The 26,051-nt window shown below is 61.0% G+C and carries 24 protein-coding genes; 16 read left to right on the top strand and 8 right to left on the bottom strand.

Annotated features, from left to right (window positions below; translation table 11 throughout):
- Positions 1-57 precede the first annotated feature (57 nt).
- Both EIY72_RS22895 and EIY72_RS22890 read left to right on the top strand, forming a co-directional pair.
- A complete protein-coding gene (locus tag EIY72_RS22895; protein WP_056855781.1) occupies positions 58-537 on the top strand; it encodes an Lrp/AsnC family transcriptional regulator in 480 nt (159 codons plus the stop codon).
- A gap of 183 nt (positions 538-720) precedes the next feature.
- Positions 721-930, top strand: coding sequence for a DUF2788 domain-containing protein (locus EIY72_RS22890; protein WP_093229943.1), 210 nt, complete (start codon positions 721-723; stop codon positions 928-930).
- On the opposite strand, the gene EIY72_RS22885 is transcribed toward EIY72_RS22890, so the two are convergent.
- The 4 genes from EIY72_RS22885 to EIY72_RS22870 form a co-directional block, all read right to left on the bottom strand.
- Positions 925-1,560, bottom strand: coding sequence for a pseudouridine synthase (locus tag EIY72_RS22885; protein WP_093229940.1), 636 nt, complete (start codon positions 1,558-1,560; stop codon positions 925-927). The two genes, EIY72_RS22890 and EIY72_RS22885, sit on opposite strands and share 6 nt — an antisense overlap.
- 70 nt (positions 1,561-1,630) lie before the next feature.
- Positions 1,631-3,130, bottom strand: coding sequence for an AMP nucleosidase (gene amn / locus EIY72_RS22880; RefSeq protein ID WP_197678813.1), 1,500 nt, complete (start codon positions 3,128-3,130; stop codon positions 1,631-1,633).
- 109 nt (positions 3,131-3,239) lie between these two features.
- On the bottom strand, positions 3,240-4,889 hold the full coding sequence (locus EIY72_RS22875; protein WP_093229938.1) for an acyl-CoA dehydrogenase family protein: 1,650 nt from the start codon (positions 4,887-4,889) through the stop codon (positions 3,240-3,242).
- Between the two features lie 74 nt (positions 4,890-4,963).
- Positions 4,964-7,348, bottom strand: a complete 2,385-nt coding sequence (locus tag EIY72_RS22870; RefSeq protein ID WP_093229936.1) for a hybrid sensor histidine kinase/response regulator — start codon at positions 7,346-7,348, stop codon at positions 4,964-4,966.
- 314 nt (positions 7,349-7,662) lie between these two features.
- Between EIY72_RS22870 and EIY72_RS22865 the strand changes: the two genes are divergently transcribed.
- From EIY72_RS22865 to EIY72_RS22850, 4 genes are all read left to right on the top strand, one after another.
- Positions 7,663-8,460: a hydroxymethylpyrimidine/phosphomethylpyrimidine kinase gene (locus EIY72_RS22865; protein ID WP_046815827.1), complete on the top strand. Its 798-nt coding sequence runs from the start codon at positions 7,663-7,665 to the stop codon at positions 8,458-8,460.
- A 32-nt stretch (positions 8,461-8,492) separates the two neighbouring features.
- Entirely contained in the window at positions 8,493-9,116 is a 624-nt protein-coding gene (thiE, locus tag EIY72_RS22860; protein WP_093229933.1) for a thiamine phosphate synthase, read from the top strand.
- Positions 9,117-9,148: 32 nt separating this feature from the next.
- Positions 9,149-10,432: a glutamate-1-semialdehyde 2,1-aminomutase gene (gene hemL, locus EIY72_RS22855; protein WP_093229930.1), complete on the top strand. Its 1,284-nt coding sequence runs from the start codon at positions 9,149-9,151 to the stop codon at positions 10,430-10,432.
- A 225-nt stretch (positions 10,433-10,657) separates the two neighbouring features.
- Positions 10,658-11,212, top strand: a complete 555-nt coding sequence (locus EIY72_RS22850; protein WP_093229927.1) for a tetratricopeptide repeat protein — start codon at positions 10,658-10,660, stop codon at positions 11,210-11,212.
- Between the two features lie 136 nt (positions 11,213-11,348).
- On the opposite strand, the gene EIY72_RS22845 is transcribed toward EIY72_RS22850, so the two are convergent.
- On the bottom strand, positions 11,349-11,678 hold the full coding sequence (locus EIY72_RS22845; RefSeq protein ID WP_003185742.1) for a DUF1820 family protein: 330 nt from the start codon (positions 11,676-11,678) through the stop codon (positions 11,349-11,351).
- A gap of 133 nt (positions 11,679-11,811) precedes the next feature.
- Between EIY72_RS22845 and miaB the strand changes: the two genes are divergently transcribed.
- The 5 genes from miaB to lnt all read left to right on the top strand — a co-directional run bounded on the left by miaB (position 11,812) and on the right by lnt (position 17,219).
- The gene (gene miaB, locus EIY72_RS22840) at positions 11,812-13,140 is read left to right on the top strand and encodes a tRNA (N6-isopentenyl adenosine(37)-C2)-methylthiotransferase MiaB (RefSeq protein ID WP_108589990.1); all 1,329 of its coding nucleotides are present in this window, start codon (positions 11,812-11,814) and stop codon (positions 13,138-13,140) included.
- Positions 13,141-13,347: 207 nt separating this feature from the next.
- Positions 13,348-14,355: a PhoH family protein gene (locus tag EIY72_RS22835; protein ID WP_093229921.1), complete on the top strand. Its 1,008-nt coding sequence runs from the start codon at positions 13,348-13,350 to the stop codon at positions 14,353-14,355.
- Entirely contained in the window at positions 14,348-14,842 is a 495-nt protein-coding gene (gene ybeY / locus EIY72_RS22830; protein ID WP_093229918.1) for an rRNA maturation RNase YbeY, read from the top strand. The genes EIY72_RS22835 and ybeY overlap by 8 nt, the downstream gene beginning before the upstream one ends.
- Before the next feature lie 5 nt (positions 14,843-14,847).
- A complete protein-coding gene (locus tag EIY72_RS22825) occupies positions 14,848-15,687 on the top strand; it encodes an HlyC/CorC family transporter (protein WP_093229915.1) in 840 nt (279 codons plus the stop codon).
- An 8-nt stretch (positions 15,688-15,695) separates the two neighbouring features.
- Positions 15,696-17,219: an apolipoprotein N-acyltransferase gene (gene lnt / locus EIY72_RS22820; RefSeq protein ID WP_093229912.1), complete on the top strand. Its 1,524-nt coding sequence runs from the start codon at positions 15,696-15,698 to the stop codon at positions 17,217-17,219.
- A gap of 124 nt (positions 17,220-17,343) precedes the next feature.
- Here lnt and EIY72_RS22815 read toward each other — a convergent pair whose 3' ends face one another.
- A complete protein-coding gene (locus EIY72_RS22815) occupies positions 17,344-18,105 on the bottom strand; it encodes a YdcF family protein (protein ID WP_093229909.1) in 762 nt (253 codons plus the stop codon).
- 104 nt (positions 18,106-18,209) lie between these two features.
- Positions 18,210-18,530 carry a hypothetical protein gene (locus EIY72_RS22810; protein WP_093229906.1) on the bottom strand — a complete coding sequence of 107 codons (321 nt, stop codon included), beginning with the start codon at positions 18,528-18,530 and terminating at the stop codon, positions 18,210-18,212.
- Positions 18,531-18,811: 281 nt separating this feature from the next.
- Here EIY72_RS22810 and leuS point away from each other — a divergent pair, with 281 nt between their 5' ends.
- The 5 genes from leuS to EIY72_RS22785 all read left to right on the top strand — a co-directional run bounded on the left by leuS (position 18,812) and on the right by EIY72_RS22785 (position 24,840).
- Entirely contained in the window at positions 18,812-21,418 is a 2,607-nt protein-coding gene (gene leuS / locus EIY72_RS22805; protein WP_093229903.1) for a leucine--tRNA ligase, read from the top strand.
- A gap of 87 nt (positions 21,419-21,505) precedes the next feature.
- Positions 21,506-22,111: an LPS-assembly lipoprotein LptE gene (locus EIY72_RS22800; RefSeq protein WP_093229900.1), complete on the top strand. Its 606-nt coding sequence runs from the start codon at positions 21,506-21,508 to the stop codon at positions 22,109-22,111.
- A 39-nt stretch (positions 22,112-22,150) separates the two neighbouring features.
- Positions 22,151-23,188 carry a DNA polymerase III subunit delta gene (holA, locus tag EIY72_RS22795; RefSeq protein WP_093229897.1) on the top strand — a complete coding sequence of 346 codons (1,038 nt, stop codon included), beginning with the start codon at positions 22,151-22,153 and terminating at the stop codon, positions 23,186-23,188.
- Between the two features lie 103 nt (positions 23,189-23,291).
- On the top strand, positions 23,292-23,456 hold the full coding sequence (gene arfA / locus EIY72_RS22790) for an alternative ribosome rescue factor ArfA (RefSeq protein ID WP_093229894.1): 165 nt from the start codon (positions 23,292-23,294) through the stop codon (positions 23,454-23,456).
- A gap of 61 nt (positions 23,457-23,517) precedes the next feature.
- The gene (locus EIY72_RS22785) at positions 23,518-24,840 is read left to right on the top strand and encodes a lytic murein transglycosylase (protein ID WP_093229891.1); all 1,323 of its coding nucleotides are present in this window, start codon (positions 23,518-23,520) and stop codon (positions 24,838-24,840) included.
- A gap of 130 nt (positions 24,841-24,970) precedes the next feature.
- Here EIY72_RS22785 and EIY72_RS22780 read toward each other — a convergent pair whose 3' ends face one another.
- A complete protein-coding gene (locus tag EIY72_RS22780; protein WP_093229888.1) occupies positions 24,971-25,921 on the bottom strand; it encodes a S66 peptidase family protein in 951 nt (316 codons plus the stop codon).
- Positions 25,922-26,051: the final 130 nt, after the last annotated feature.

Below are 26,051 nucleotides of genomic sequence, written 5' to 3'. Positions count from 1 at the left end.
CAATTTTTAACCCTGGATAGATAATCTGCCGCAATAGTTACAAACAAGGACTGATTGATGAGCAAACTCGACCGCTACGACCTGAGCATTTTGGCCGAATTGCAGCGCGATGCGCGCATCTCCAACCAGGAACTGGCCGAGCGCATCGGCCTGTCGCCGTCGCCCTGCTCGCGCCGGGTCAAGCAACTGGAAGACGACGGCTACATTTCCCGCCAGGTCGCCCTGCTCGACCGCAAGATGCTCGGCCTGAGCCTGACCGCCTATGTGTTGATCGGCATGGATCGACACACGCCGGAGCGCTTCGAGAACTTCGAACAGGCCATCCGCACCTTGCCGCAGGTGCTCGAGTGCAGCCTGGTGACCGGGATGGACGCCGACTACCAGCTCAAGGTCGTGGTGCCGGACATGGATCACTACCAGAAACTGCTGCTGGGGCATCTGACCCGGATCGAAGGCGTGACCAGCGTGCGTTCGAGTTTTGTGCTGAATCAGGTGTTGAACAGCACCGAGCTGCCGCTGACGCATCTGCGTAGCTGAAATCGCCTTCGCGAGCAGGGACCCACCATGCACTAAAGATCCCTTGTGGGAGCGAGCTTGCTCGCGATGGGGCCGGAACAGGCGACGAGTAGCTGCGACACACCGCCGCAGGGCGGCACTGCACGCGCCCTGCATGCCTTATACTCCAGCGCCTTTTAGCCGCGCCCACGCTGGAGATGTCCAATGGATCCTGCAGTTTTCGAAGAGTGGATGATGACCGGCCTGGTCTCCATCCTGATCATTTTCATGGGTTTCATCGTCTGGGATCTGGCGAAGAAGTCCAAGGCCGGGCGCTTTGGCTCGTTCATCCTGTTCTTCGTGCTGGGACTGGGCGTTGCGGCATTTGTGATCAAGAGCGTGGTAATCGGCCTGATCGAATCCGGCTCGTTATAAGCGCGCCGGCACTTCCTTCCACTGGCCCTGATCGAGCCCTTCGATCGTCCAGTCACCGATCCTGACCCGCACCAGGCGCAGCGTCGGCAAACCGACCGCCGCAGTCATGCGCCGAACCTGACGGTTGCGCCCTTCACGAATCACCAGCTCCAGCCAATGGGTCGGCACGCTTTTGCGAAACCGCACGGGCGGGTTGCGCGGCCACAGTTCAGGCTCGTCCAGTTGTCGCGCCTCGGCCGGCAAGGTCATGCCGTCATTCAGCTCGACGCCATCGCGCAGACGCTGCAACTGCTCGGCAGTCGGTTCACCCTCGACCTGCACCCAATAGGTTTTCGCCAGTTTGTGTTTCGGGTCAGCGATCCGCGCCTGAAGCTGGCCGTCGTTAGTCAGCAGCAGCAAGCCTTCGCTGTCACGATCCAGCCTTCCCGCCGGGTAGATCCCCGGAATGTCGATGTAGTCCTTAAGCGTCGCCCGCCCCTCGCCGTCGCTGAATTGCGTCAGCACGTCGAAGGGTTTGTTGAACAGGATCAATTTCGGCTCGGCCGGCGGTGCCTTGGCGACGCGGCGGGGAGCTGAAGTCGGAGGTTTCACACCGGGGCGGCGCGAAGGTGGGCGTGGGGGACGGGACATGGGCAGAACAACATCTAACGGTCAGGGCTGCTAATGCTAGTAGCCCGACCGTCAAATGACCATCGACAAATCAGCGGAATGGCGGCTCGTCGAAGCTGCGCAGTTTGCGCGAGTGCAGCGAGTTAAGCTCGGTGCGCAACAGGTCCACCGCCTCGATGCCGATCTTCAAGTGCTGGCTGACCGCGCGCTCATAGAAAGCGTTGGCCGAACCCGGCAGCTTGATTTCGCTGTGCAACGGTTTGTCCGAGACGCAGAGCAAGGTGCCGTACGGTACCCGCAAGCGATAACCCTGGGCGGCAATGGTGCCGCTTTCCATGTCCACCGCGACCGCACGGGACAGGTTGATCAACGGACGCTCCTGGGCCCAACGCAGCTCCCAGTTACGGTCGTCGTAGGTCAGCACGGTGCCGGTGCGCAGGCGTTTTTTCAGCTCGTCGCCCTTCTCACCGGTGATGTTCGCCGCCGCCTGTTGCAAGGCGAGCTGCACTTCGGCCAGGGCAGGAATCGGGATGTTCGGCGGCACCACCCGGTCGAGGATGCCGTCACGGCGCATGTAGGCGTGGGCCAGCACGTAGTCGCCGATGGTCTGCGACTGACGCAAGCCGCCGCAGTGGCCGATCATCAGCCAGCAATGTGGACGCAGCACCGCCAGGTGATCGGTGATGTTCTTGGCGTTGGACGGACCGACACCAATGTTGACCAGCGTCACCCCATGGCCATCGCTGGCAATCAGGTGATAAGCCGGCATCTGGTAACGGTGCCAGACCACGCCAGCGGCAATCGCCGAGGCTTCACCGTGGTCCATGCTCTTTTCAATGATCACGTTGCCCGGCAGGACCATGCGCACGAAACGCGGGTCTTTGCGCAGTTGCTCCAGGCCATGGACGATGAACTGGTCGACGTAGCGGTGGTAGTTGGTCAGCAGGATCCACGGCTGCACATGGCGCCAGTCGCTGCCGGTGTAGTGCACCAGGCGGCGCAGGGAAAAATCCACCCGTGCGGCATCGAACAACGCCAGTGGCAGCGGGTCGGTGTTTTCCCAATCGTACAGGCCGTCGGCAATGCCATCGGTCGCCGCCGACAGGTCGGTACTCGGGAAGACTCGCGCCAGCACAGCGGCGGTCACGCCGGAGCCACCCAGTTCATCACCCTGCTCGACCACATAGGGATAAGGAATGTTCTGCTCACTGACACCGACTTCTACCGTCACGGTGAAGTCGTGCATCAACGGCACCAGCTGTTCCAGCAGGTATTTACGGAAGGCCGCCGGATGGGTGACGGTGACGCTGTAGGTACCGGGCAACTGGACCTTGGCGTAGGCACGGGTGGTTTGTGGCACTTCGCCCTGGCAATGGTAGGTCAGACGCAGTTCAGGGTAGCGAAACAGGGCACGTTCTTCGGCATCAGGTTCGACGCGATCCTTGAGATAGCGTTTGAGCGCCTGACTCAGTGCGGTGGTTGCACGATTGTGCAAGAGTGCCAGCCGATCCACGGCTTGCTCGGCGGTTTGAACGACAATAAAAGCTTCGGTCACGATCAGCATCCTGTGTTCTGACTTGCAGACCTTCATCTTGCCTGCAACGTCGCGTCACGGGAACAGCCGCGAGTACACAAATGCCAAGTCCATCAGGGATCCAATGTGGGAGCGAGCTTGCTCGCTCCCACAGTTCATGCGCAGCTCAGAACCCTTGCGGGGTCGAGCGGGCGACAATGGTTTCGACTTCCAGCCCACGCGGCAAAGCGCCATAAACCCGCCCGCCGCCATTCAGACGACTGGCGATAAACCCGTCACTGACCGCTGAATTGCCCGCTTCCAGCAACAGCTTGGCCTGCAAGCCCAAGGCAATATCCTCGGTCAATTGCCGGGCGCGGTACTGAATGTCACTGGTGTCCTTGAACGCCGCCTGCAACTGATTGATGTGCGCGGCCAGGCGCTTGTCGCCATGCCCATCACCCAATTCGCTGAACAGCGTATCAAGCACACCCGGCTCCTTCGACAGCGCTCGCAACACGTCGAGGCACTGCACGTTGCCGGAACCTTCCCAGGTCGAATTCACCGGCGCTTCGCGATAAAGGCGCGGCAGGATGCTCTCCTCGACATAACCCGCACCGCCCATGCACTCCGCGGCTTCGTTGATCATCGCCGGCGCCCGTTTGCAGATCCAGTACTTGCCCACAGCTGTCACCAAGCGGGCGAATTTCGCCTCCTGGCTGTCATCCAGGTGATCCAGTGCCTTGCCCATGCGCAGGCTCAAGGCCAGGGCCGCCTCGCTTTCCAGGGCCAGGTCGGCCAGTACGTTCTGCATCAACGGCTGCTCGCTGAGCAATTTGCCGCCGACCGCACGATGGGCACAGTGATGGCTGGCCTGGGTCAACGCCTGACGCATCAGCGAACTGGAGCCGACCATGCAATCGAAGCGGGTCATGGCAACCATCTCGATGATGGTCGGCACGCCGCGCCCTTCTTCGCCGACCATCCACGCCAGCGCACCACGGAATTCCACTTCGCTGGATGCGTTGGAGATGTTGCCGAGCTTGTTCTTCAGGCGCTGGATGTAGAACTGGTTACGCGTGTCATCCGGGCGATGACGCGGCAGCAGGAAGCAGGTCAGGCCCTTGTCGGTCTGCGCCAGTGTCAGGAAGGCATCGCACATCGGCGCCGAGCAGAACCATTTGTGGCCGACCAGTTCATACGCCTGTCCCGGGCCACTGGCGCCGACCGGATAGGCCTTGGTGGTATTGGCCCGCACATCGGTGCCGCCCTGTTTCTCTGTCATGGCCATGCCGATGGTCACCCCGGCCTTGTGGACCATGCCGACATTGCGCGGGTCGTATTCGGTGGCGAGGATCTTCGGCAGCCATTGTTTGGCCAGGTCCGGTTGCAGACGCAACGCCGGCACGCTGGCGAACGTCATGGTCAGCGGGCAGCCACTGCCTGCTTCAGCCTGGCTGTGCAGGTACGTCATGGAGGCCCGCGCTACGTGAGCGCCGTCCTGTGGATGGGCCCAGGGCAGCGAGGTCAAGCCATGCTCGACCGCCGTGCGCATCAGTTCGTGGTAGGCCGGATGAAACTCCACCAGATCAATGCGATGGCCAAAGCGGTCATGGCTGCTGAACACCGGTTTGTTCTGATTGGCCAGGAAGCCCGCTTCCATCAACGGTCCGCCGGCCAGAGCACCATAAGCGTCGATGCGCGATTCGGCCCAACCGGCGCCGAACCGCCGCGACCATTCCTGCAAGGGCAAGTCAATGCGATACAGGTTCACGCCGTCCAGGGACGGTGGCTGATTGGTGACTTCGTGGGTTTCGGCGAACTGATGCAGGTTCATGACGGGGCTCCTTTGCTCGGCCAAGGGCTATCAGTTAAGCACCGCCCCCGGACCGTTCAAAGTGTCATATACGCCTAATTGGCGGCGCTTTCGCCCTGTTCCGAGCAGAGCACCCGGCGATATAGCGCGGCTTGCAAGTCTTCGAATTTCACCGGCTTGCTCAAGTGATCGATCAAGGCCCCAGTCGGGCAGCGCTCCCGCTCGGTGCCAAGGGCAATCACGAACAACGGCAAGTCGGCACAGCCGGGCAAGGCGCGAATCTGGCAGCACACCGAAACGCCATCCTTGCTCGGCAACTGGCAATCCACCAGCACCGCATCGAAGCTTTCGCGCTGCAAAAGATCCAGCGCATCAGCGCCGCCATCGGCCGTGCGCACGCGAAAACCCAGTTTGAGCAACATGCCGCGCATCACCAGCTGGCTGATGCTGTTGTCGTCCACCACCAGTACCGTGCAGTCCTGAGGCAGTCGCAGGCGAGGAAAGTCTCGAGTCATCAGCGGCATGGCCGGGCGATCCATCACCGCCAGCTCCACTTCCACATCCAGCTGGAAGCGGCTGCCGCGCCCGGGCTCGGAACGGTGAGTCAGGCGCCCGCCCAACAGTTCGACCAGTTGTCGGCAGATCGCCAGCCCAACGCCCAGGCCACCGAATTCGCGGGTCATGGAGCCGTCGAGCTGGAAGAAGCGCTGGTACATGGTGGCTTCGCCCAGATCAGTGAAACCGATGCCGGTGTCGATCACGGTAAAGGTCAGCGCCAATCGATCCGGTTCGATCGCCTTGCCGGTCACCCGCAAGGCCAGGCCGCCAATGCGGGTGAACTTGATCGCGTTATCCAGCAGACATTCCAGGCATTGCGCGATCTTGGTCTTGTCGCCGTGCAGGCGGTCCGGCACACCCGGGGCGACGTCGACCTTGAAATCCAGCGACTTGCCCAGCGCATTGCTCTCGAACTGTGCACGCAAGGCATCGACCATGGCCCGCAGGCTGAACGTATCGGCCGAGGCCTTGAGTTTGCCGGCCTGCAATTCGGTGAGGGTCAGAATGCCGTTGACCATGCGCATCATGTCCCGTGCCGAGCCGGCGGCGGTTTGTTGATACTGCTCCAGCTCCGGGTCCATCTCGACGGTCTGCATCAACTCCAGCGAACCGATCACACCGTTCATCGGCGTACGCAGCTCGTGGGTCAGCGTGGCCAGGAATTCATCCTTGAGCCGGTTACTGCGCGCCAATTGCTGGTTGAGCACTTCCAGCTTCTGGCTGGCATCGAACAGGGTCTGCGCCTGCTGCTCGCGCATGGCGTTGATGCGGTCGGCCAAAGCCAGGGACAGCAGCGCCACTTCAATGGCTGAGCCGATCTGGCTGGAGTACATGGTCAGGAACACGTTCGGCAGGTACCCCAGCACCATCAGCGTGTTGACGATGCCACCGAGCAGGAACGCCGACCAGGCAATGATGAAATAGCGCGCCACGCGCAAGCCGCGCAGCCAGGCAAAAATGCCGGCGGCAAAGATCACCACGGTGAAGGTCAGCGCCAGTGCGGTAGCCAGGCGCAAGGCCAGGGCGTAACTGGTCATCAATGACAGCCCGACCACCAGCGCACCGAACGCCACCAACGCCAGCAACAGGCGGTCAAGCCAGCGGCTGTGGCTGGACATCTGCAGGAAGCTGCGGGCGAACTGACTGCCGAACAAACCGGCGCAGCCGATGAAAAACGGCGTCGCGGCGTTGGCCCACCAGGGGTTGTCCGGCCAGAAATATTGCACGGCCGCACCGTTTACCGACAGCTGATACAGACCGAACGAGGCGATATAGAAGATGTAATAGAGGTAACTGGTGTCACGTACGCTGAGGTAGATGAACAGATTGTAGACCAGCATCCCCAGCAAAACGCCGTAGATCAGCCCCAGCACATAAAGGCGTATGGGCTGCTCTTCGAGGTAAGCGGTGCTTGACCACAAGGTCACCGGCGCCTGGATCGAGCCCTCGCTGGCCAGGCGCAGGTACAGGGTTTGCGCCTGATCGGGTTTGAAGGGCAGGTCGAACAGGTAGTTGTTCTGGCGGATCTCACGGCTGGCGAACGGCAAGGCGTCGCCGGTCTGCCGAATCAACTGGTAGTTGCCATTGGCATCGGGCAGATAGAGGTCAAGGTGATCGAGCGGTGGATAGGCCAGTTCCAGCAGCCAGGTGCGTTGTGCCGCTGGATCCTTCGGACGGTAGTGCAGGTCGATTTTCAGCCAGAACACCGAACGGGAGTAGCCAGCGTTGAGGGTGTCCTTGTTGTGGGCCTTGAAGTTGCCGGCTGCCGCCTGCGCGCGCACATCCGCGATGGTCGCCTGGCCACCGGTGTCTTCGAACACTTGCAGGGTTCGGCCCAAGGGCAGGCTTTGAGTGGACTCGTCGAACTCGACAGCGCTTGCCAAGAGGGGCAAACACAACAGCAACATCAGCAAATAGCGCATTGAAGCCCCAGCGTGGCCTGTCCGGTTCCGTCAGGAAGCCCCCCATTCCTTTTGAGCAGACGTAAAACCGGTATCACCTGTTATTGGTTTGGATCCACTCTAGCATAGCCGTTGATGGCCATTGAACACCATTGAAATCTTTCAAGTAAAGGCTCTAGAACGGGCGTTTCAGCGGAGCGCATTGATCTAGAGCCGTCGGCTCTCGGCCGCTTGGAAAATACCCGCGTGCGCCCTGCCTTTCATCACCCCCTGACGCCCTTCCTGACTGATCGGTCGACACCCGAAATCGATGTTTGGTGGTAAGCTCGCGCACCATGAATATCTACAGCTCTCGCCCCGTTGTCCTCTGTCTCTCCGGCCACGACCCAAGTGGTGGCGCCGGCCTGCAGGCAGATATCGAAGCCCTGCTCGCTCAGGGTTGCCATGCGGCTCCGGCCGTCACCGCCCTGACCGTGCAAGACACTGTCAACGTCACGGACTTCCGCGTCCTCGATCGTGAGTGGGTACTGGCTCAGGCCAATGCCGTGCTCAATGACTCCGAAGTCGCTGCCGTCAAACTGGGCATGCTCGGTTCGCTGGAAATGGTCGACACGGTTGTCGAACTGCTTTCGGCGCACCCGCACCTGCCAGTGGTCTGCGACCCGGTGCTGCGCGCCGGCGGCGGTGGCCGACTGGGCAAGGACGAAGTCGGCTACGCCATGCGCGAACGCCTGCTGCCCCTATCGATCATTGCGACCCCTAACCTTCCCGAAGCCCGCATCCTTGCCGAACTGCCCGAAGGCACCGCGGACCAGTGCGCCGAAAAACTCCTGCCATTCGTCAAACACCTGCTGATCACCGGCGGCCATGGCGACGAAACCGAAATCCACAATCGCCTGTACAGCCGTGACGGTCTGCGCGAAACCTACACCTGCCAGCGTCTGCCCGGCAGTTACCACGGTTCGGGTTGCACCCTGGCCAGCGCACTGGCCGGTCGTCTGGCCCAGGGCGAAAACCTCGCCAGCGCCGTACAGACCGCGCTTAACTACACGTGGCGCACCCTGCGCGATGCCGAGCAGCTGGGTAAAGGTCAGTTCGTCCCGCGCCGCCTGCCGCTGGATTTCTGTTCGTAATTTTTCAATCGTCGTGCGGTGAGGCTTGCTTGATGAAACTACGTGGCCTGTACGCCATTACCGACAGCCATTTGCTGGACGGTAAATTGCTTGAATACGTGGAGGCGGCGCTCGAGGGCGGCGTCACCCTGCTGCAATACCGTGACAAGAGCGGCGACGATGCCCGCCGCCTGCGTGAGGCCGAGGCCCTGCGCGAGCTGTGTGCACGCTACAAGACACAACTGATCATCAACGACGATGCCGAGTTGGCTGCACGCCTGAATGTCGGCGTGCACCTGGGGCAGACTGACGGCCCCCTGTCGCCGACTCGTGCCCTGCTCGGCCCCAAGGCCATTATCGGCTCGACCTGCCACGCGCAGCTCGAACTGGCCGAACAAGCCACCAAAGAAGGCGCCAGCTATGTCGCCTTCGGACGTTTCTTCAATTCGAACACCAAGCCCGGCGCGCCAACCTGCAGCCTTGATCTGCTCGACCAGGCCCGCCGCACCTTGCACCTGCCGATCTGTGCGATCGGCGGCATTACCCTGGACAACGCCGCACCCTTGATTGCCCATGGTGTCGACCTGCTGGCCGTGGTGCATGGCCTGTTCGGCGCACAGAGCACCGCGGAAGTCACCCGTCGCGCCCGCGCCTTCAACGAACTGTTTTCTGTTTAAGTCTTAAAAAAATCCGATTTGAGAGCCCGATCATGTCTCGTTCCGAAACGCTGTTTGCCAATGCCCAGAAACACATTCCCGGTGGCGTGAACTCGCCCGTTCGTGCGTTCAAGAGCGTCGGCGGCACGCCGCTGTTCTTCAAACACGCCGAAGGTGCCTACGTCACCGACGAAGACAACAAGCGTTATGTGGACTACGTCGGCTCCTGGGGCCCGATGATCCTCGGCCACAGCCACCCGGACGTGCTCGACGCCGTGCGTAAGCAGCTGGAACACGGCCTGTCCTACGGCGCGCCGACCGAGATTGAAACCCAGATGGCCGACCTGGTCTGCTCCCTGGTGCCGTCGATGGAAATGGTACGCATGGTCAGCTCCGGCACCGAAGCGACCATGAGCGCAATCCGCCTGGCCCGTGGTTTCACCGGTCGTGACAGCATCATCAAGTTCGAAGGCTGCTACCACGGTCACTCCGACAGCTTGCTGGTCAAGGCCGGCTCCGGCGCCCTGACCCAGGGCGTACCAAGCTCGGCCGGCGTGCCGGCGGCATTCGCCAAACACACCCTGACCCTGCCATTCAACGACATTGATGCGGTCGAAAAAATGCTCGCTGAAGTCGGCCAGGACGTGGCCTGCATCATCGTCGAGCCCGTGGCCGGCAACATGAACTGCGTACCGCCGGCACCGGGCTTCCTCGAAGGCTTGCGCACGCTGTGCGACAAGCACGGCGTGGTGTTGATTTTCGACGAAGTAATGACCGGTTTCCGCGTTGCCCTCGGCGGCGCCCAGGCGCACTACGGCGTCACGCCGGACCTGACCACCTTCGGCAAGATCATCGGTGGCGGCATGCCGGTCGGCTGCTTCGGCGGCAAGCGTGAAATCATGTCGCGCATCGCACCGCTGGGCCCGGTTTACCAAGCGGGCACCCTGTCGGGTAACCCGTTGGCGATGGCGGCCGGCCTGACCACTCTGCGCCTGATCAGCCGTCCGGGTTTCCACGCCGAGCTGACCGACTACACCACGCGCCTGCTCGATGGTTTGCAACAGCGCGCCGATGCGGCGGGCATTCCCTTCGTGACCACCCAGGCGGGCGGCATGTTCGGTCTGTACTTCAGCGGCGCCGACGACATTGTTACCTTTGATGACGTCATGGCCAGCGATGCCGCCCTGTTCGGCCGCTTCTTCCACTTGATGCTGGAAGGCGGCGTGTACCTGGCACCGAGCGCCTTCGAAGCCGGTTTCACCTCGATCGCCCACGGCGAAACAGAGCTGAAGCTGACCCTGGACGCTGCCGAGCGCGCCTTCGCTGCCTTGAAGTAATGCGACATCCGCTGACGTTGGCCATTGCCGACGTCAGCTTTTACCTACATTCCCGCGATTTTTCCTGCTCATCTGCCAATAATCCCCAGCAAAGTGGGCGATATGTTTCCCATGCAGCAGAAAAACGAGTAAAGACTTTGTAAGGTTGGCCCTGCTTATTTCATAATGCGCGCTTATTGGATCCCTCGATGGGTCCGCGCGCCCTTCAGAGGTAAGTCGATTCTCATGAACCGCACCGGCCGCGCCCTTTCACTGGGCTGCCTGTTGCTCCTTCAGCCCCTGCTCGCGCTCGCACAAGCAGGCGGCAACTCGTTGTTGATCCCAGCGATGGGTCGCTGCACCCTCAATACCCAGTCGCAAGACCTGGCACAGTCGCTCGCCGCCTGCCAGAAAGCGTCGGACGAAGGGGACCCGCAGGCACAATACGAGTTGGGTGAGTTCTACTACGAAGGCAAAAGCGCGCCACGCGACCTCAATCAAGCCCTGAGCTATTTCGAAAAGGCCTCGCTGCAAGGCCATGCCCAGGCGCAATTCAAGCTCGGTACCATGTTCTTCCACGGCGAAGGCGTACCGGCCAACAACGTCCAGGCTTACATCCTGCTGAAAATGGCCGCGGTCAACGGCGCCGAAGATGCGCTGGACACCGCCGATGAAGTCACCGAAAAAATGCCGCGCGAAGAACTGGAAGTGGCCACCCAGGTGCTGGGGCAAATATTCCGTAAATATTTGATGGAATTGCAGAGCGCCGATGGGCGCACGCCGTTCTCGCCGCTTCCCTGATTCCCGCTTTGCTCTGACTGGCCCCATCGCGAGCAAGCTCGCTCCCACGGGTGACCCGCGCCTCGCACAAGTCCCATGTGGGAGCGAGCTTGCTCCGGGCGGCGTTCCGACGATGGGGGCCACTCGTTCTTGCGGCTTACTTCTCAGGCATCGGCATCGGGAACGGCATCACATTGCCGACCGCGCCGCGGGCTTCGCTGATTTTCGGGGTGCCCAGACGCTCGACCTCATCGATGCGCACGATCGAGTGCATCGGCACAAAGCTGCGCACCACGCCTTCGAACTGTGCCTTGAGCTTTTCTTCGCTCGGGTCGACGACCACTTGCGTGCGCTCGCCAAAGACGAACTCTTCCACTTCCAGAAAGCCCCACAGATCACTTTGATAGATCTGCTTGGCGTACATTTCGAACACCTGGCCCTGGTTGAGGAAAATCACCTTGTAGATTGGAGCTTCACGTTTGGTCATGGTGGGCGAGTGACACATCGGGGTAAAAATGAGGGCGCGAACTATACCATAGCCACCGGACGCACAGCGGTAGGAAGCGCGGGACATGTTCCCTATAATGCGCGGTTCTTTGAATCAGGTGATGAATCTTTCCATGGCCAAGAAGCTTTACATCGAAACCCACGGTTGCCAGATGAACGAGTACGACAGCTCGCGCATGGTCGATCTGCTGGGCGAACACCAGGCCCTGGAAGTGACCGCCCGTGCCGAAGACGCTGACGTGATCCTGCTCAACACCTGCTCGATCCGCGAGCGCGCACAGGATCGCGTGTATTCCCAGCTCGGTCGCTGGCGCGAACTGAAACTGGCCAACCCGGACATGGTGATTGCCGTTGGCGGTTGCGTGGCCAGCCAGGAAGGCGCAGCCATCCGTGATCGCGCCCCGTACGTGGACGTGGTCTTCGGCCCGCAGACCCTGCACCGTTTGCCGGAAATGATCGACGCCGCCCGCAGCAGCAAGTTGCCGCAGGTCGACGTCTCGTTCCCCGAGATCGAAAAGTTCGACCATTTGCCCGAGCCACGTATCGATGGCCCAAGCGCCTACGTGTCAGTGATGGAAGGCTGCAGCAAGTACTGCACCTTCTGTGTGGTGCCCTACACCCGCGGCGAAGAAGTCAGCCGGCCGTTCGATGACGTGATCGCCGAGATCATCCACCTGGCCGAAAACGGCGTGCGGGAAGTGACCTTGCTGGGGCAGAACGTCAATGGCTATCGCGGCACGACCCATGACGGGCGCCTGGCGGATCTGGCGGAGCTGATTCGTGTCGTGGCCGCCGTCGACGGCATCGACCGCATCCGCTACACCACTTCGCACCCACTGGAGTTTTCCGACAGTCTGATCCAGGCCCATGCCGAAGTGCCGGAGCTGGTCAAACACCTGCATTTGCCGGTGCAATCGGGTTCGGACCGCATCCTCGCGGCGATGAAGCGCAATCACACGGCGCTGGAGTACAAATCCAAGCTGCGTAAACTGCGTGCTGCCGTGCCAGGCATCTGCATCAGTTCGGACTTCATCGTCGGCTTCCCGGGCGAAACCGAGAAAGACTTCGAACAAACCATGAAGCTGATTGCCGATGTCGGCTTCGACTTCTCCTACTCGTTCGTCTACAGCCAACGCCCGGGCACGCCGGCCGCCGATCTGGCCGACGACACGCCGGAAGAACTGAAAAAAGAACGTTTGAACGCCTTGCAGCATCGCTTGAATCAGCAGGGTTTCGAAATCAGCCGACAAATGGTCGGTTCGGTCCAGCGCATCCTGGTGACCGATTACTCGAAAAAAGACCCGGGCGAACTGCAAGGCCGGACCGAGAATAACCGTATCGTCAACTTCCGTTGCGACAATCCAACCCTGATCGGCCAGTTCGCCGACGTGCACATCGATGCGGCGCAACCGCACTCGCTGCGCGGTTCATTGATCCAGTAATCACTGAATAACCCTGTGGGAGCGAGCCAACTCGCGATAGCAATCTGACATTCCATACATGTGTTGACTGTCACGCCGCCATCGCGAGCAAGCTCGCTGCCACAGGAGACAGTGTTTGACTGGGGATTATTTAAGAGCTTTCGCACCCACGCCACTGGCGTTATCCTTGATTTCACCTTAATTGCCCCAGGGCGGCTAAATACGACCTTGAACGCACCCATAGAACCACATCGTTTCATCCTCGAGCCTTTTGAAGCTCGCCGCTTCGCCAATCTGTGCGGGCAATTCGACGAGCACCTGCGCTTGATCGAACAGCGCCTGACCATCGAGATCCGCAACCGCGGAAACCAGTTCGAACTGATCGGCGAGCCCAAACACACCACCTCCGCGGAAAACCTCCTGCGCCGCCTGTACCGGGAAACCAAAGGTACCGAGCTGTCGCCGGACATGGTTCACCTGTTCCTGCAGGAATCGGCCGTCGAAGCGCTGGACAACCACTCCCCTGCTGAAGCCTCCGTCGCCCTGCGCACCAAGAAAGGCATGATTCGCCCGCGCGGCTTGAATCAGCTGCGCTACGTCAAGGAAATCCTCGGTAACGACATCAACTTCGGCATCGGTCCGGCCGGTACCGGCAAGACTTACCTGGCCGTTGCCTGCGCCGTCGATGCCCTGGAGCGCGAGCAGATCCGCCGCATCCTGCTGGTTCGTCCGGCAGTCGAAGCGGGTGAAAAGCTCGGCTTCCTGCCCGGCGACCTGTCGCAGAAGATCGACCCGTACCTGCGCCCGCTCTATGACGCACTCTACGAAATGCTCGGCTTCGAATACGTGGCCAAGCTGATCGAGCGTCAGGTCATCGAAGTCGCACCACTGGCCTACATGCGTGGCCGGACGCTGAATAACAGCTTCATCATCCTCGACGAAAGCCAGAACACCACGGTCGAACAGATGAAAATGTTCCTCACCCGGATCGGCTTCGGCTCAACGGCGGTCATCACCGGCGACATCACCCAGGTCGACCTGCCGCGTGGTACCAAGTCCGGTTTGCATCACGTGATTGAAGTGCTCAAGGACGTACCGGGCATCAGCTTCACCCACTTCCAGCCCAAGGACGTCGTGCGCCATCCACTGGTGCAGAGGATTGTCGAAGCCTACGAGCGCTTCGAAACCAAAGCGGCCGATGATGCAGCCGCCAAGGATAGCCGCCGCGATGCTTGAGCTTGACCTGCAAATCGCGACCCAGGCGTCCGCCCCCAGCGAAGCCGAGTTCCGCCAATGGTGCGAACTGGCCCTGCGCCAGCGTACCGCCGACTCCGAGATGACCATTCGCCTGGTCGACGAAGCCGAAGGCCGTGAGCTGAACCACACCTGGCGGCAAAAGGATTACGCAACTAACGTCTTGTCATTCCCGGCGGACGTGCCTGACGAGTTTCTCGACATTCCGCTGCTGGGCGATCTGGTGATCTGCGTGGCCGTGGTCGAACGCGAAGCCGCCGAACAAGGCAAGGCACTGAACGCTCATTGGGCCCACCTGGTGATTCACGGCTGCTTGCATCTACTGGGTTACGACCATATTGATGACGACGAAGCCGAAGAGATGGAAGCACTGGAACGAACGTTGCTTGCTGAACTGGGCTTTCCCGATCCGTACGCGGACGACGAAGCAGATGTCCCCCTTACCAAAACAACAAAGGATTCAGAGTAATCGCTATGAGCGAAGATCGATCGAGCAACGGGCAGAAGTCATGGCTGGGTAAGCTCACCCAGGCTTTTGCCCACGAGCCGAAGAACCGCCAGGAGCTGCTGGAGCTGCTGCGCGACGCACACCAGAACAAACTGTTGGACAGCGAAGCGCTGGCCATCGTCGAAGGCGCCATCCAGGTGGCTGACCTGCAAGTACGCGACATCATGGTCCCGCGCTCGCAGATGGTCAGCATCAAGGCGACCCAGACACCTCGCGAGTTCCTGCCTGCCGTGCTCGACTCGGCCCACTCCCGCTACCCGGTGATCGGCGAAAGCCACGATGACGTGATGGGCGTGTTACTGGCCAAGGACTTGCTGCCGTTGATCCTCAAGGAGAACGGCGACAGCTTCAACATCAAGGACCTGCTGCGCCCGGCCACCTTCGTTCCGGAGTCCAAGCGCCTGAACGTGTTGCTGCGGGAGTTCCGCGCCAACCACAACCACATGGCCATCGTCATCGACGAGTACGGCGGCGTGGCTGGCCTTGTGACCATCGAAGACGTGCTGGAGCAGATCGTTGGCGACATCGAAGACGAGCATGACGTCGAGGAAGACAGCTACATCAAGCCGCTGCCCAGCGGTGACTTCCTGATCAAGGCCCTGACACCCATCGAAAACTTCAACGAGTTCTTCGACAGCGAGTTTTCCGACGACGAATTCGATACTGTCGGCGGCCTGGTGATGAGTGCGTTCGGCCACCTGCCAAAACGCAATGAAATCACGGAAATCGGCCCGTACCGCTTCCGCATCCTCAACGCCGACAGCCGGCGTATTCACTTGTTGCGCCTGACGCCCATTGCTCGCTAAGGATTGAAATGCGCTGGATAAACCGCCCCGGCTGGCCCGGTAACCTGCTGGCCGTGGCGGCCGGTGCAATCACCACCCTGGCCCTGGCGCCGTTCGATATCTGGCCATTGGCGTTGCTTGCCGTCGGCCTGTTCTATGCCGGCTTGCGCGAGCTGAGCCCCCGTCAGGCCCTGGGTCGCGGCTGGTGTTTCGGCTTCGGCCTGTTCGGCGCCGGCACCAGCTGGATCTACTACAGCATTCACCACTTCGGCGGTGCGTCGGTGCTGCTGGCCGGCTTCCTGATGCTGCTGTTCACGGCGGCGATTGCCTGGTTTTTTGCCCTGCCCGCCTGGGTCTGGGCGCGTTGGCTGCGGCGCAATGAAGCGCCGCTGGCCGATGCTCTAGCGTTTGCAGCGCTGTGGGTTGGCCAGGAAGCGTTTCGCGGCTGGTTTCTCACCGGTTTCCCGTGGCTCTATTCCGGCTACAGCCAACTCGACGGTCCGTTGACCGGACTGGCGCCTGTAGGCGGCATGTGGCTGATTTCCTTCACCCTGGCTCTGACGGCAGCGCTGATCTACAACGGCTTGCGCCTGATTCGCGGCGGACGCAAAGGTTTCATCGCCGCCGGTGCAGTGCTGCTGGTTGGCCCGTGGGTTGCCGGCATGGCGCTCAAGCATCACGCCTGGACCAGCCCTTCAGGCGCGCCCTTGAGCGTCGCTGCGATCCAGGGCAACGTCGAACAAAGCATGAAATGGGACCCGGCACAGCTCAATGCGCAGCTGGCGTTGTACCGCGACATGAGTTTCACCTCCAAACCGGTCGACTTGCTGATCTGGCCGGAAACGGCAGTCCCCGTGCTCAAGGAGTCCGCCGAGGGCTACCTGAACATGATGGGTAACTTCGCTGCCGAGCGTAAATCCGCGTTGATTACCGGCGTACCGATTCGCCAGGAAGTCCGCCACGAAAAGCGCTTCTTCAACGGCATCACGGTAGTCGGTGAAGGCGACGGCACCTACCTGAAGCAGAAACTGGTGCCCTTCGGTGAATACGTGCCGTTGCAGGACGTACTGCGCGGGCTGATCGCCTTCTTCGATCTGCCGATGTCGGACTTCGCCCGCGGCCCGGCCGACCAGCCATTGCTGCAAGCCAAGGGCTACCAGATTGCGCCGTTCATCTGCTACGAAGTGGTGTATCCGGATTTCGCCGCAGGCCTTTCCGCTCGCAGCGACCTGTTGCTGACCATCAGCAACGACACCTGGTTCGGCACTTCCATCGGGCCGCTGCAACACTTGCAGATGGCGCAGATGCGCGCACTGGAAGCCGGCCGCTGGATGATCCGTGCCACCAACAACGGTGTTTCCGGCCTGATCAACCCGTTCGGTCAGATCACTGCACAGATCCCGCAGTTCGAGCGCGGCATTCTGTATGGCGAGGTGGTGCCGATGCACAACCTGACGCCGTATCTGCAATGGCGTTCGTGGCCGCTGATCGTACTCTGTGTGCTGTTGTTCGGTTGGGCACTGATTGCCAGCCGCATGGCCAAGACGGTCTGACAGTCGATATCGGACACTTGTGGCGAGGGCGCTTGCTGCCGTTCGGCTGCGCAGCAGTCGCAAACGCTATGGGCCTGCTTCGCAGGCCAGCGGGAGCAAGCTCCCTCGCCACAGGAATAGATGTTCAGCGATAGAAAAGCGAATAGCCGATCTGACCCACTGCTTCATTCATCAACTGCCCACTCTCCCAGATCGACTTGAACTCCGGCATCCAGCCGCCCAGCGGCCTGGCGTTGTCGCCGCCGAGAAACCCTACCGGCGCGGGCACCACTTCAAATCCGGCCTGACGAAAACTCCAGACCGAGCGCGGCATGTGCGCGGCCTGAGTGACCACGACCACCCGTTTGATGCCTTGGGGCAACAACATCTTTGCGGTGAATTGAGCATTCTCCCAGGTGGTACGGCTCTCGCCTTCCTGCCAGCGTACGGTCACGCCAAAGTCATCGCGCAGGGAGTCAGCCATCAACTGCGCTTCACTGGGCGGCGTACCGTAATGCAGTCCACCGCTGGTCAGTACCGGCAGGCCTGAGGCTTTGGCCAGGCGTGCCGCATAGCGTTCGCGCTGCAGGCCGATCCCGGTCGGCTGGTCCGTGCCCCAGGCCGAATCGCCTCGCTCTCGACCCGAGCCCAGTACCACGATGGCATCGGCGCGCTGGCTCAGGGTGGCCCATTCCTGCCGTGGCAACGCCGGTTCACTCTCCAGTAGCCTGGCACTCCACTGCACCACAATTGGCAGACTGGTCAGCCAGAGCCCACCCAACCCCAGGGCAAAACACACACCGGCCAGTCTCGGCCTTGAACGGCGCAACCACCAGGCACACAAAAGCAGCAGCAATAGAATGCCGGGAGGCAGCAGCAATTGTTTTAAGAAGTAACGAAAAGGCATCGAGCATCTCCAGAAGATGCCCGAAGCCTATGTGGGTTGGCGCGATGCGACAATAAATACGAAAGGACTATGCTTCAAAAAACCATGGAGCACGGCTCTGCGCCCTACTTGAACTGCAAAGACCGGACCTTTACCGCGTCTCTGCCGGGGACCTTGTCCTTGAGCCAGATGATCTTGGCCGAACGGGGTGCCTCCAGTTGTTTTACCGCTTCTGACAGGCATCCATGGGTCTCGCGTTCACTGCGATCCAGATACGCCTTGACCAACGCAAACTCTGCGGGGCTCAGGCCACGCAGTTCCAGTTCCAGAGGACGTTCGTCGCGTAACCGGCCAGCGGTTTTTGCCGCTTCCAAGGCCATGCCCAAACGATCGATCAGCCTTTCGTACAGCTCCGGTTTTGTTGCTTTTTGCCGTGACTCAACCATCCCTCACCTCATTGGAAGATAAGACCTACTCCCCAGTTAGAGCTTAGCTTCCATCGACAAACCGGCTGAACGCCGCGACCAACGGCCCTTCCAGCGTTTTTCACAAGACGCGCGGGCGCAATCAGGGTTTCCCTCGATAGAGTGCGGTCATGTATGCTACGGCGCTTCCTGTAACTCCACTTCCAGCTCGGCTGGGCATCGAAATCGCCAACACGGCGTGATCAGCGTCCAGCGTTGCATTGAAGAGGATTAGGCCACCCCTATTCAGTTCAAAAGTAGCCATGCACGAACAATATCAGCCCCGTGAAATCGAAGCCGCCGCCCAGTCGTTCTGGGACGAGCAAAAGTCCTTTGAAGTCAGTGAACAGCCAGGCAAGGAGACTTACTACTGCCTGTCGATGTTCCCATACCCAAGCGGCAAGCTACACATGGGGCACGTGCGCAACTACACCATCGGCGACGTGATCTCCCGCTACCAGCGCATGCAAGGCAAGAACGTTCTGCAACCCATGGGTTGGGACGCCTTCGGCATGCCGGCGGAAAACGCCGCGATGAAGAACAACGTAGCGCCCGCCAAGTGGACCTACGAAAACATCGCCTACATGAAGTCCCAGCTGCGCAGCCTGGGCCTGGCGGTGGACTGGTCGCGTGAAGTGACCACCTGCAAGCCTGATTACTACCGCTGGGAACAATGGCTGTTCACTCGCCTGTTCGAAAAAGGTGTGATCTACAAGAAAAGCGGCACCGTGAACTGGGACCCGGTTGACCAGACCGTTCTGGCCAACGAACAAGTGATCGACGGTCGCGGCTGGCGTTCCGGCGCGCTGATCGAAAAGCGCGAAATCCCGATGTACTACTTCAAGATCACCGCCTACGCGGATGAGCTGCTGGAGAGCCTCGACAACCTGCCGGGCTGGCCTGAACAGGTCAAGACCATGCAGCGCAACTGGATCGGCAAGTCCCGTGGCATGGAAGTGCAGTTCCCGTACAACGTCGACTCCATCGGCGAAGCGGGCACCCTGAAAGTCTTCACCACCCGTCCGGACACCCTGATGGGCGCGACTTATGTCGCCGTGGCCGCCGAACACCACCTGGCGGCCCTCGCTGCCAAGAACAATCCTGAGCTGCAGGCGTTCATCGCCGAATGCAAGGGCGGCAGCGTCGCCGAAGCCGATGTCGCCACCCAGGAGAAAAAAGGCCTGCCAACCGGTCTGTTCGTCGAGCACCCGCTGACCGGTGAAAAACTGCCGGTGTGGGTCGCCAACTACGTGCTGATGCACTACGGCGACGGCGCGGTGATGGCGGTCCCTGCTCACGACGAGCGCGATTTCGAGTTCGCCCACAAGTACAACCTGCCGATCAAATCGGTGGTGCGCACCAGCTCCGGCGAGACCAACCCGGCGCCATGGCAAGACGCCTATGGCGAGCACGGCACGCTGATCAACTCCGGTGAGTTCGATGGCCTGGACTTCGCCGGCGCCTTCGATGCGATGGAAGTCGCGCTGATCAAGAAAAACCTTGGCGCTTCGCGCACCCAGTTCCGCCTGCGCGACTGGGGCATCAGCCGCCAGCGCTACTGGGGCTGCCCGATCCCGATCATCCACTGCAAAACCTGCGGTGATGTACCGGTTCCGGAAGATCAATTGCCAGTGGTTCTGCCGGAAGACGTGGTGCCCGATGGCGCCGGTTCGCCTCTGGCGCGCATGCCCGAGTTCTACGAGTGCATCTGCCCGAAATGCGGTCAGCCGGCCAAGCGCGAAACCGACACCATGGACACCTTCGTCGAGTCCTCGTGGTACTACGCCCGCTACGCCTCGCCGCACTTCGAAGGCGGTCTGGTGGAAAAATCCGCGGCCGATCACTGGTTGCCGGTGGATCAGTACATCGGCGGCATCGAGCACGCCATCCTTCACCTGCTCTACGCGCGCTTCTTCCACAAGCTGATGCGTGACGAAGGCCTGGTGAGCTCCGACGAACCGTTCAAGAACCTGCTGACCCAGGGCATGGTGATCGCCGAGACCTACTACCGTCGCGAAGCCAACGGTGCCTACACCTGGTTCAACCCGGCGGACGTCGAGCTCGAGCGCGACAGCAAAGCCAAGGTCATCAGCGCCAAGTTGAAATCCGACGGCCTGCCGGTGGAAATCGGTGGCACCGAGAAGATGGCCAAGTCGAAGAACAACGGCGTCGACCCACAGTCGATGATCGATCAGTTCGGCGCCGACACCTGCCGCCTGTTCATGATGTTCGCCTCGCCACCCGACATGAGCGCGGAATGGTCCGACTCCGGCGTCGAAGGTTCGCACCGTTTCCTCAAGCGCGTCTGGCGCCTGGCCCAGGCTCACGTCACCCAGGGCCTGCCGGGCCAACTCGACATTGCCGGCCTGAACGACGAACAGAAAGCCGTGCGTCGCTCGATTCACCTGGCGATCAAGCAAGCCAGCCACGACGTCGGCCAGAACCACAAATTCAACACGGCCATCGCCCAGGTGATGACGCTGATGAACGTGCTGGAAAAAGCCGCGCAAGCCAGCGAACAGGATCGCGCACTGGTTCAGGAAGGTCTGGAAGCCGTGACCTTGCTGCTGGCGCCTATCACTCCGCACATCAGCCACGAGCTGTGGAAGCAATTGGGCCACGTTGATCCGGTGATCGACGCCGGCTGGCCTGCAGTGGATGAAAGCGCACTGGTACAGGACAGCCTGCAACTGGTGATTCAGGTCAACGGCAAGCTGCGTGGACACATCGACATGCCAGCCACCGCCAGCCGCGAAGAAGTCGAAGCGGCCGCCCGCGCCAACGAAAACGTCCTGCGTTTTGTTGACGGTCTGACCATTCGCAAAGTGATCGTAGTGCCCGGGAAACTGGTCAATATCGTCGCCAGCTAATTGGATCGGGCGCCGGGTGAGCCCGGCGCCATGTAAAACCTTTCGGGCCGTTCGATCGGCCCACATGGTTTCAAGGGGAGCAACAAGATGATCAAACGCAATCTGCTGGTGATGGGCCTCGCTGTTCTGCTGAGTGCCTGCGGTTTCCAGCTGCGCGGTACCGGTACCACCGAACTGGCGATCAAGGAGCTCGACCTGAGCGCCCGTAACGCTTACGGCGAAACCGTGACGCAAATGCGCCAGGTGCTCGAAGGCAGCGGCGTCAAGGTCTACAGCGGTGCACCTTACAAACTGGTGCTGACCGATGAGCAAGAGAACCAACGCATCCTCAGCTACGCCGGTGCCGGTCGTACTGGCGAGTACCAGGTGACCACCGTACTGAACTACGACATCCGCGGTCGTGGCGACCTGCCACTGATGAGCGACAAGCTTGAAGTGCAGAAAATCTTCATTCACGACGGCAACAACCTGGTGGGTTCTGACCAGGAAGCCGCCACTGCTCGCGTGGAAACCCGTCGTGAGCTGATCCAGCGCATGGTCCTGCGCCTGCAACAACTGACTCCGGCCCAGCTGGATCAGTTGCAGCAGACCGCCGAAGCCAAAGCCAAGGCTGACGCTGCGGCACTGGAAGCGGCGCAGAAGGCTGAAGCGAACACTCCGCGTCAGTCGCCTGTCGAACTGCAGCAGCAGTAAGACTGATGGGGCGCCCAGGCGCCCCGTTTGCCCTCTCTTATGAAACTCGCCCCCGCCCAACTCGCCAAACACCTGCAAGGTACGCTTGCGCCGGTCTACATCATCAGTGGTGACGACCCGCTGCTGTGCCAGGAGGCCGCCGACGCTGTTCGCGCCGCCGCCCGCCAACAGGGTTTCGATGAGCGCCAGGTCTTTGCCGCCGATGCCAGTTTCGACTGGGGGACCTTGTTGCAAGCCGGCGCCAGCATGTCACTGTTCGCCGAAAAACGCCTTCTTGAGCTGCGCCTGCCCTCCGGTAAACCTGGGGATAAGGGCGCCGCCGCATTGATTGAGTACTGTTCTCGCCCCGCCGAAGACACGGTATTGCTGATCAGCCTGCCGAAGCTCGATGGCAGCGCGCAGAAAACCAAGTGGGGCAAGGCGCTGGTCGAAGGGGCCCAGACCCAGTTCGTGCAGATCTGGCCGGTGGATGCCAGCCAGTTGCCGAGCTGGATCCGTCAGCGCCTGTCCCAGGCCGGACTGTCCGCCAGCCAGGACGCGGTTGAACTGATTGCAGCTCGCGTCGAAGGCAACCTGCTCGCCGCCGCCCAGGAAATCGAAAAGCTCAAGCTGATGGCCGAAGGTGGCCAGATTACCGTTGAAACCGTGCAGGCCGCGGTGGCTGACAGTGCGCGCTTTGACGTTTTCGGTTTGACCGATGCGATCCTCAACGGCGAAGCGGCCCATGCCCTGCGCATGCTCGAAGGTCTGCGTGGCGAAGGTGTCGAACCACCGGTCATCCTCTGGGCACTGGCCCGGGAGCTGCGACTGCTGGCCAATATTTCCCTGCAATACAGCCAGGGCACGCCGCTGGACAAAGCCTTCAGCCAGGCCAAGCCACCCGTCTGGGACAAACGCAAACCGCTGATGAGCAAAGCCCTGCAGCGCTACTCGGCGCAACGCTGGGCGCAACTGTTGCTCGAAGCACAACGCATCGACGCACAGATCAAAGGCCAGGCTGCCGGTTCACCGTGGATGAGTCTGAGTCGCCTGTCATTGTTGATGGCCGGCCAGCGATTGACGTTGCCCGCTGAATAAGTCCGGCGTCCGGCAACACTTTCGCCCATTCGTCCTATGGACAGGCGCACAACTTCGGCCGATGATCTGCCTCGCAAAAACTCCCCACCTGCGAGAGATCATCATGAGCAAAAAGCCGTCCAAACGCGGCCCCAACAAGGCCAAATCCATCATCGCCCAGCCATTGTTCCGCAGCCGCCAGGAGCGTCCCGGCAAGGGCAAAGGCAGCTACCGCCGCGAAGCCTTCCAGTCTGACAACTGGGAGGCTTCTTACTTTCTGGTCGCGTAAAGCGAAACACCCCTTCTACATGTTAAGGTCTGCATCTGATTTGAATTTCCTGGACCCGTGCATGCCCTTTTGTCTTCCCCGTCGTTGGCACCTGCGCCAATTGATCGCTGCCTCCAGCCTCATTTTGCTTGTCGCTTGCGCGGAGAAACCTACCGCCGCAGACGCCCAGCCGCTTCAGACGCCTCCTCTGGCCACCGCACCGGCCGTCATCCCGCCTGTCGTTCCAGACGGCGAGTCCCTCGATATCCAGCCCACTCAGACGTTCACTGAATGGCAGGCCGGTTTTCGCAAGGACGCACTGGCCGCTGGTATCCGTGCCGACGTGTTCGATCGCGCGTTCGCCAATGTCAGTTTCGATCCCAGCGTGATCCGTGCCGATCGCAGCCAACCTGAATTCTCGCGCCCGGTGTGGGAATACCTCGATGGTGCGCTGTCACCACTGCGGGTACGCAAGGGTCAGTCGCTGATCAGTCAGTACGACGGCATCCTGCAAAGCATCGAGCAGCGTTATGGCGTTGATCGCCAGGCGCTGGTCGCGGTGTGGGGCATGGAAAGCAATTTCGGCCAGTTCCAGGGCAACAAGTCGGTGATCAACTCACTGGCCACCCTGGCGTATGAAGGACGTCGCCCGGCGTTCGCCCATGCGCAGTTGATTGCTGCCCTGCAGATCCTGCAGCAAGGCGATATCGAACCGGAAAAAATGCTCGGCTCCTGGGCCGGAGCCATGGGCCAGACCCAGTTCATTCCGACCACCTACAATACTCACGCGGTGGATTTCGACGGCGACGGACGCCGCGACATCTGGGGCAGCGCCACCGATGCCCTGGCCTCGACCGCGCACTACCTGCAAAGCTCGGGCTGGCAGAAAGGCCAGCCATGGGGGTTCGAGGTCCAGCTACCGGGCAACTTCAACTACGTGTTGGCCGATGGCACGATTCGCAAGACTGTCGCCGAATGGCGACAGCTGGGGATCACCTTGCCGAACAACCGCCAGGTGCCGGCCGGGGCCGACCAGTTGTCGGCGGCATTGTTGCTGCCAGCCGGTTATCGTGGCCCGGCCTTCCTGGTGCTCGACAACTTCCGTGCGATCCTCAAGTACAACAACTCTTCGTCCTATGCACTGGCAGTGGCCCTGCTGTCGGAACGTTTCGACGGTGCCGGCCTGATCAGTGGTACCTGGCCGAAAGATGACCTGCCGCTGAGTCGCAGTGAGCGTATTGAGCTGCAGAACCTGTTGAGTGCGCAGAACTACGATGCCGGCAACCCCGATGGCATCATCGGCGCCAACACCCGCAAGGCGATTCGCAGTGCCCAGCAGTCGTTTGGCTGGCCGGCGGATGGCTATCCGACGCACAAGCTGCTGGAAGGATTGCGTAGCCGTTAAGCCGATGCAGGGCTAATGCCGTCGGATCGTCCCTCGGAGCTGGCCCGCTTCCACGCTGACTGTGTGTCGTACACACATCCAGTGTGGAAGCGGGCCAGCTCGCGATGACGGACTCTCAAGCGATGAAGATCTAACGCCTGACCACCACATCCTGCTCCAGCAACAACTCCTTGTTCCCCGCATCCAGCCTGACCAGTGCCCCCAGCGGCAGCGTCAGGTTCGGATCGCAGTGACCACTGCGCCAGCCGGACAGCACCGGAATCCGCAACGGTGCGAACGTCTGCTTGAGCAAGCGCTCCAGCGCTGTCTTCTCAACCCCTGCCACATCACCCACCAAGACACCGCGCAGCTTGTTCAGCGTGCCTGCCAGGCGTAGATGCGTCAGCAGGCGATCAATCCGATACAGCGGTTCGTTGATGTCTTCGATAAACAGAATGCCGCCCTCGGCCTCGATCTCGTAAGGCGTACCCATGGTCGCGGCAATCATCGACAGATTGCCCCCCAGCAAGCGCCCATGGGCAATGCCAGGCTCGATCGTGGTCAGTGGATAGGCCACCGGATGGGGCAGTGCTGTACCCGCCCTCACCTGCCCCCTCAGCATATTGAAAAAGGACGCTTCGGTTGGCGGCTGCCTGTCGCCAAGAATGTCGGCATTGAGCAATGGCCCATGAAAGGTGACGAAGCCTGCATAGCGGCTGATGGCCAGATGCACGGCGGTGATGTCGCTGTAGCCGATGAACGGCTTGGCATTGTCGCGCAGCAACTGGAAATCGATGCGATCCAGCAGCCTTGGCGTGCCGTAACCGCCGCGCAGGCAGATAATCGCGTCGACCTCCTTGTCGGCGAACGCCGCGTGCAGGTCGCCAAGGCGCACCTCATCGCTGCCAGCCAGGTAACCATCCTTTTCATACACCCCGGGAAACACTTTCAATGCATAACCCCGGGCGCGCATCCATTGCACGGCTTTGTCGGTGTCCAGGGGCGCAGGCCCCGCGGGCGCGATAACCCCGATCAAACCTTCCGACGGCAGCGCCGGAACCGGGGTGTGAGGACAAAGGGTGTGGGTCGGTCGAACGGTCATCCGTGAATCTCCCTGTGTAAATGCTTCAGCACACAGTAGTCAGGAATGAGGACAAACTGAAGTGGGTCAGTTGCCTCGCAGGTTGAAGGAAAGATCGGCCGTTGCCGTAGGCCAGGCATAAAAACGCCCG

The organism is Pseudomonas vancouverensis (assembly GCF_004348895.1).
Lineage (GTDB): Bacteria > Pseudomonadota > Gammaproteobacteria > Pseudomonadales > Pseudomonadaceae > Aquipseudomonas > Aquipseudomonas vancouverensis.
Note: the sequence above shows the minus strand (reverse complement) of the source record. Positions and strands in the feature narration are given on the sequence as shown.

What these genes read in the sequence shown, in the direction of transcription:
- EIY72_RS22780 (WP_093229888.1), bottom strand. Translation starts at nt 25,921, where the DNA reads ATGACCGTTCGACCGACCCACACCCTTTGTCCTCACACCCCGGTTCCG.
- EIY72_RS22800 (WP_093229900.1), top strand. Translation starts at nt 21,506, where the DNA reads ATGATCAAACGCAATCTGCTGGTGATGGGCCTCGCTGTTCTGCTGAGT.
- thiE (WP_093229933.1), top strand. Translation starts at nt 8,493, where the DNA reads ATGAAACTACGTGGCCTGTACGCCATTACCGACAGCCATTTGCTGGAC.
- ybeY (WP_093229918.1), top strand. Translation starts at nt 14,348, where the DNA reads ATGCTTGAGCTTGACCTGCAAATCGCGACCCAGGCGTCCGCCCCCAGC.
- EIY72_RS22815 (WP_093229909.1), bottom strand. Translation starts at nt 18,105, where the DNA reads ATGCCTTTTCGTTACTTCTTAAAACAATTGCTGCTGCCTCCCGGCATT.
- EIY72_RS22885 (WP_093229940.1), bottom strand. Translation starts at nt 1,560, where the DNA reads ATGTCCCGTCCCCCACGCCCACCTTCGCGCCGCCCCGGTGTGAAACCT.
- arfA (WP_093229894.1), top strand. Translation starts at nt 23,292, where the DNA reads ATGAGCAAAAAGCCGTCCAAACGCGGCCCCAACAAGGCCAAATCCATC.
- EIY72_RS22785 (WP_093229891.1), top strand. Translation starts at nt 23,518, where the DNA reads ATGCCCTTTTGTCTTCCCCGTCGTTGGCACCTGCGCCAATTGATCGCT.
- EIY72_RS22875 (WP_093229938.1), bottom strand. Translation starts at nt 4,889, where the DNA reads ATGAACCTGCATCAGTTCGCCGAAACCCACGAAGTCACCAATCAGCCA.
- lnt (WP_093229912.1), top strand. Translation starts at nt 15,696, where the DNA reads ATGCGCTGGATAAACCGCCCCGGCTGGCCCGGTAACCTGCTGGCCGTG.
- EIY72_RS22850 (WP_093229927.1), top strand. Translation starts at nt 10,658, where the DNA reads ATGAACCGCACCGGCCGCGCCCTTTCACTGGGCTGCCTGTTGCTCCTT.
- hemL (WP_093229930.1), top strand. Translation starts at nt 9,149, where the DNA reads ATGTCTCGTTCCGAAACGCTGTTTGCCAATGCCCAGAAACACATTCCC.
- EIY72_RS22865 (WP_046815827.1), top strand. Translation starts at nt 7,663, where the DNA reads ATGAATATCTACAGCTCTCGCCCCGTTGTCCTCTGTCTCTCCGGCCAC.
- EIY72_RS22890 (WP_093229943.1), top strand. Translation starts at nt 721, where the DNA reads ATGGATCCTGCAGTTTTCGAAGAGTGGATGATGACCGGCCTGGTCTCC.
- EIY72_RS22870 (WP_093229936.1), bottom strand. Translation starts at nt 7,348, where the DNA reads ATGCGCTATTTGCTGATGTTGCTGTTGTGTTTGCCCCTCTTGGCAAGC.
- miaB (WP_108589990.1), top strand. Translation starts at nt 11,812, where the DNA reads ATGGCCAAGAAGCTTTACATCGAAACCCACGGTTGCCAGATGAACGAG.
- leuS (WP_093229903.1), top strand. Translation starts at nt 18,812, where the DNA reads ATGCACGAACAATATCAGCCCCGTGAAATCGAAGCCGCCGCCCAGTCG.
- EIY72_RS22810 (WP_093229906.1), bottom strand. Translation starts at nt 18,530, where the DNA reads ATGGTTGAGTCACGGCAAAAAGCAACAAAACCGGAGCTGTACGAAAGG.
- EIY72_RS22845 (WP_003185742.1), bottom strand. Translation starts at nt 11,678, where the DNA reads ATGACCAAACGTGAAGCTCCAATCTACAAGGTGATTTTCCTCAACCAG.
- EIY72_RS22895 (WP_056855781.1), top strand. Translation starts at nt 58, where the DNA reads ATGAGCAAACTCGACCGCTACGACCTGAGCATTTTGGCCGAATTGCAG.
- amn (WP_197678813.1), bottom strand. Translation starts at nt 3,130, where the DNA reads ATGAAGGTCTGCAAGTCAGAACACAGGATGCTGATCGTGACCGAAGCT.
- EIY72_RS22825 (WP_093229915.1), top strand. Translation starts at nt 14,848, where the DNA reads ATGAGCGAAGATCGATCGAGCAACGGGCAGAAGTCATGGCTGGGTAAG.
- holA (WP_093229897.1), top strand. Translation starts at nt 22,151, where the DNA reads ATGAAACTCGCCCCCGCCCAACTCGCCAAACACCTGCAAGGTACGCTT.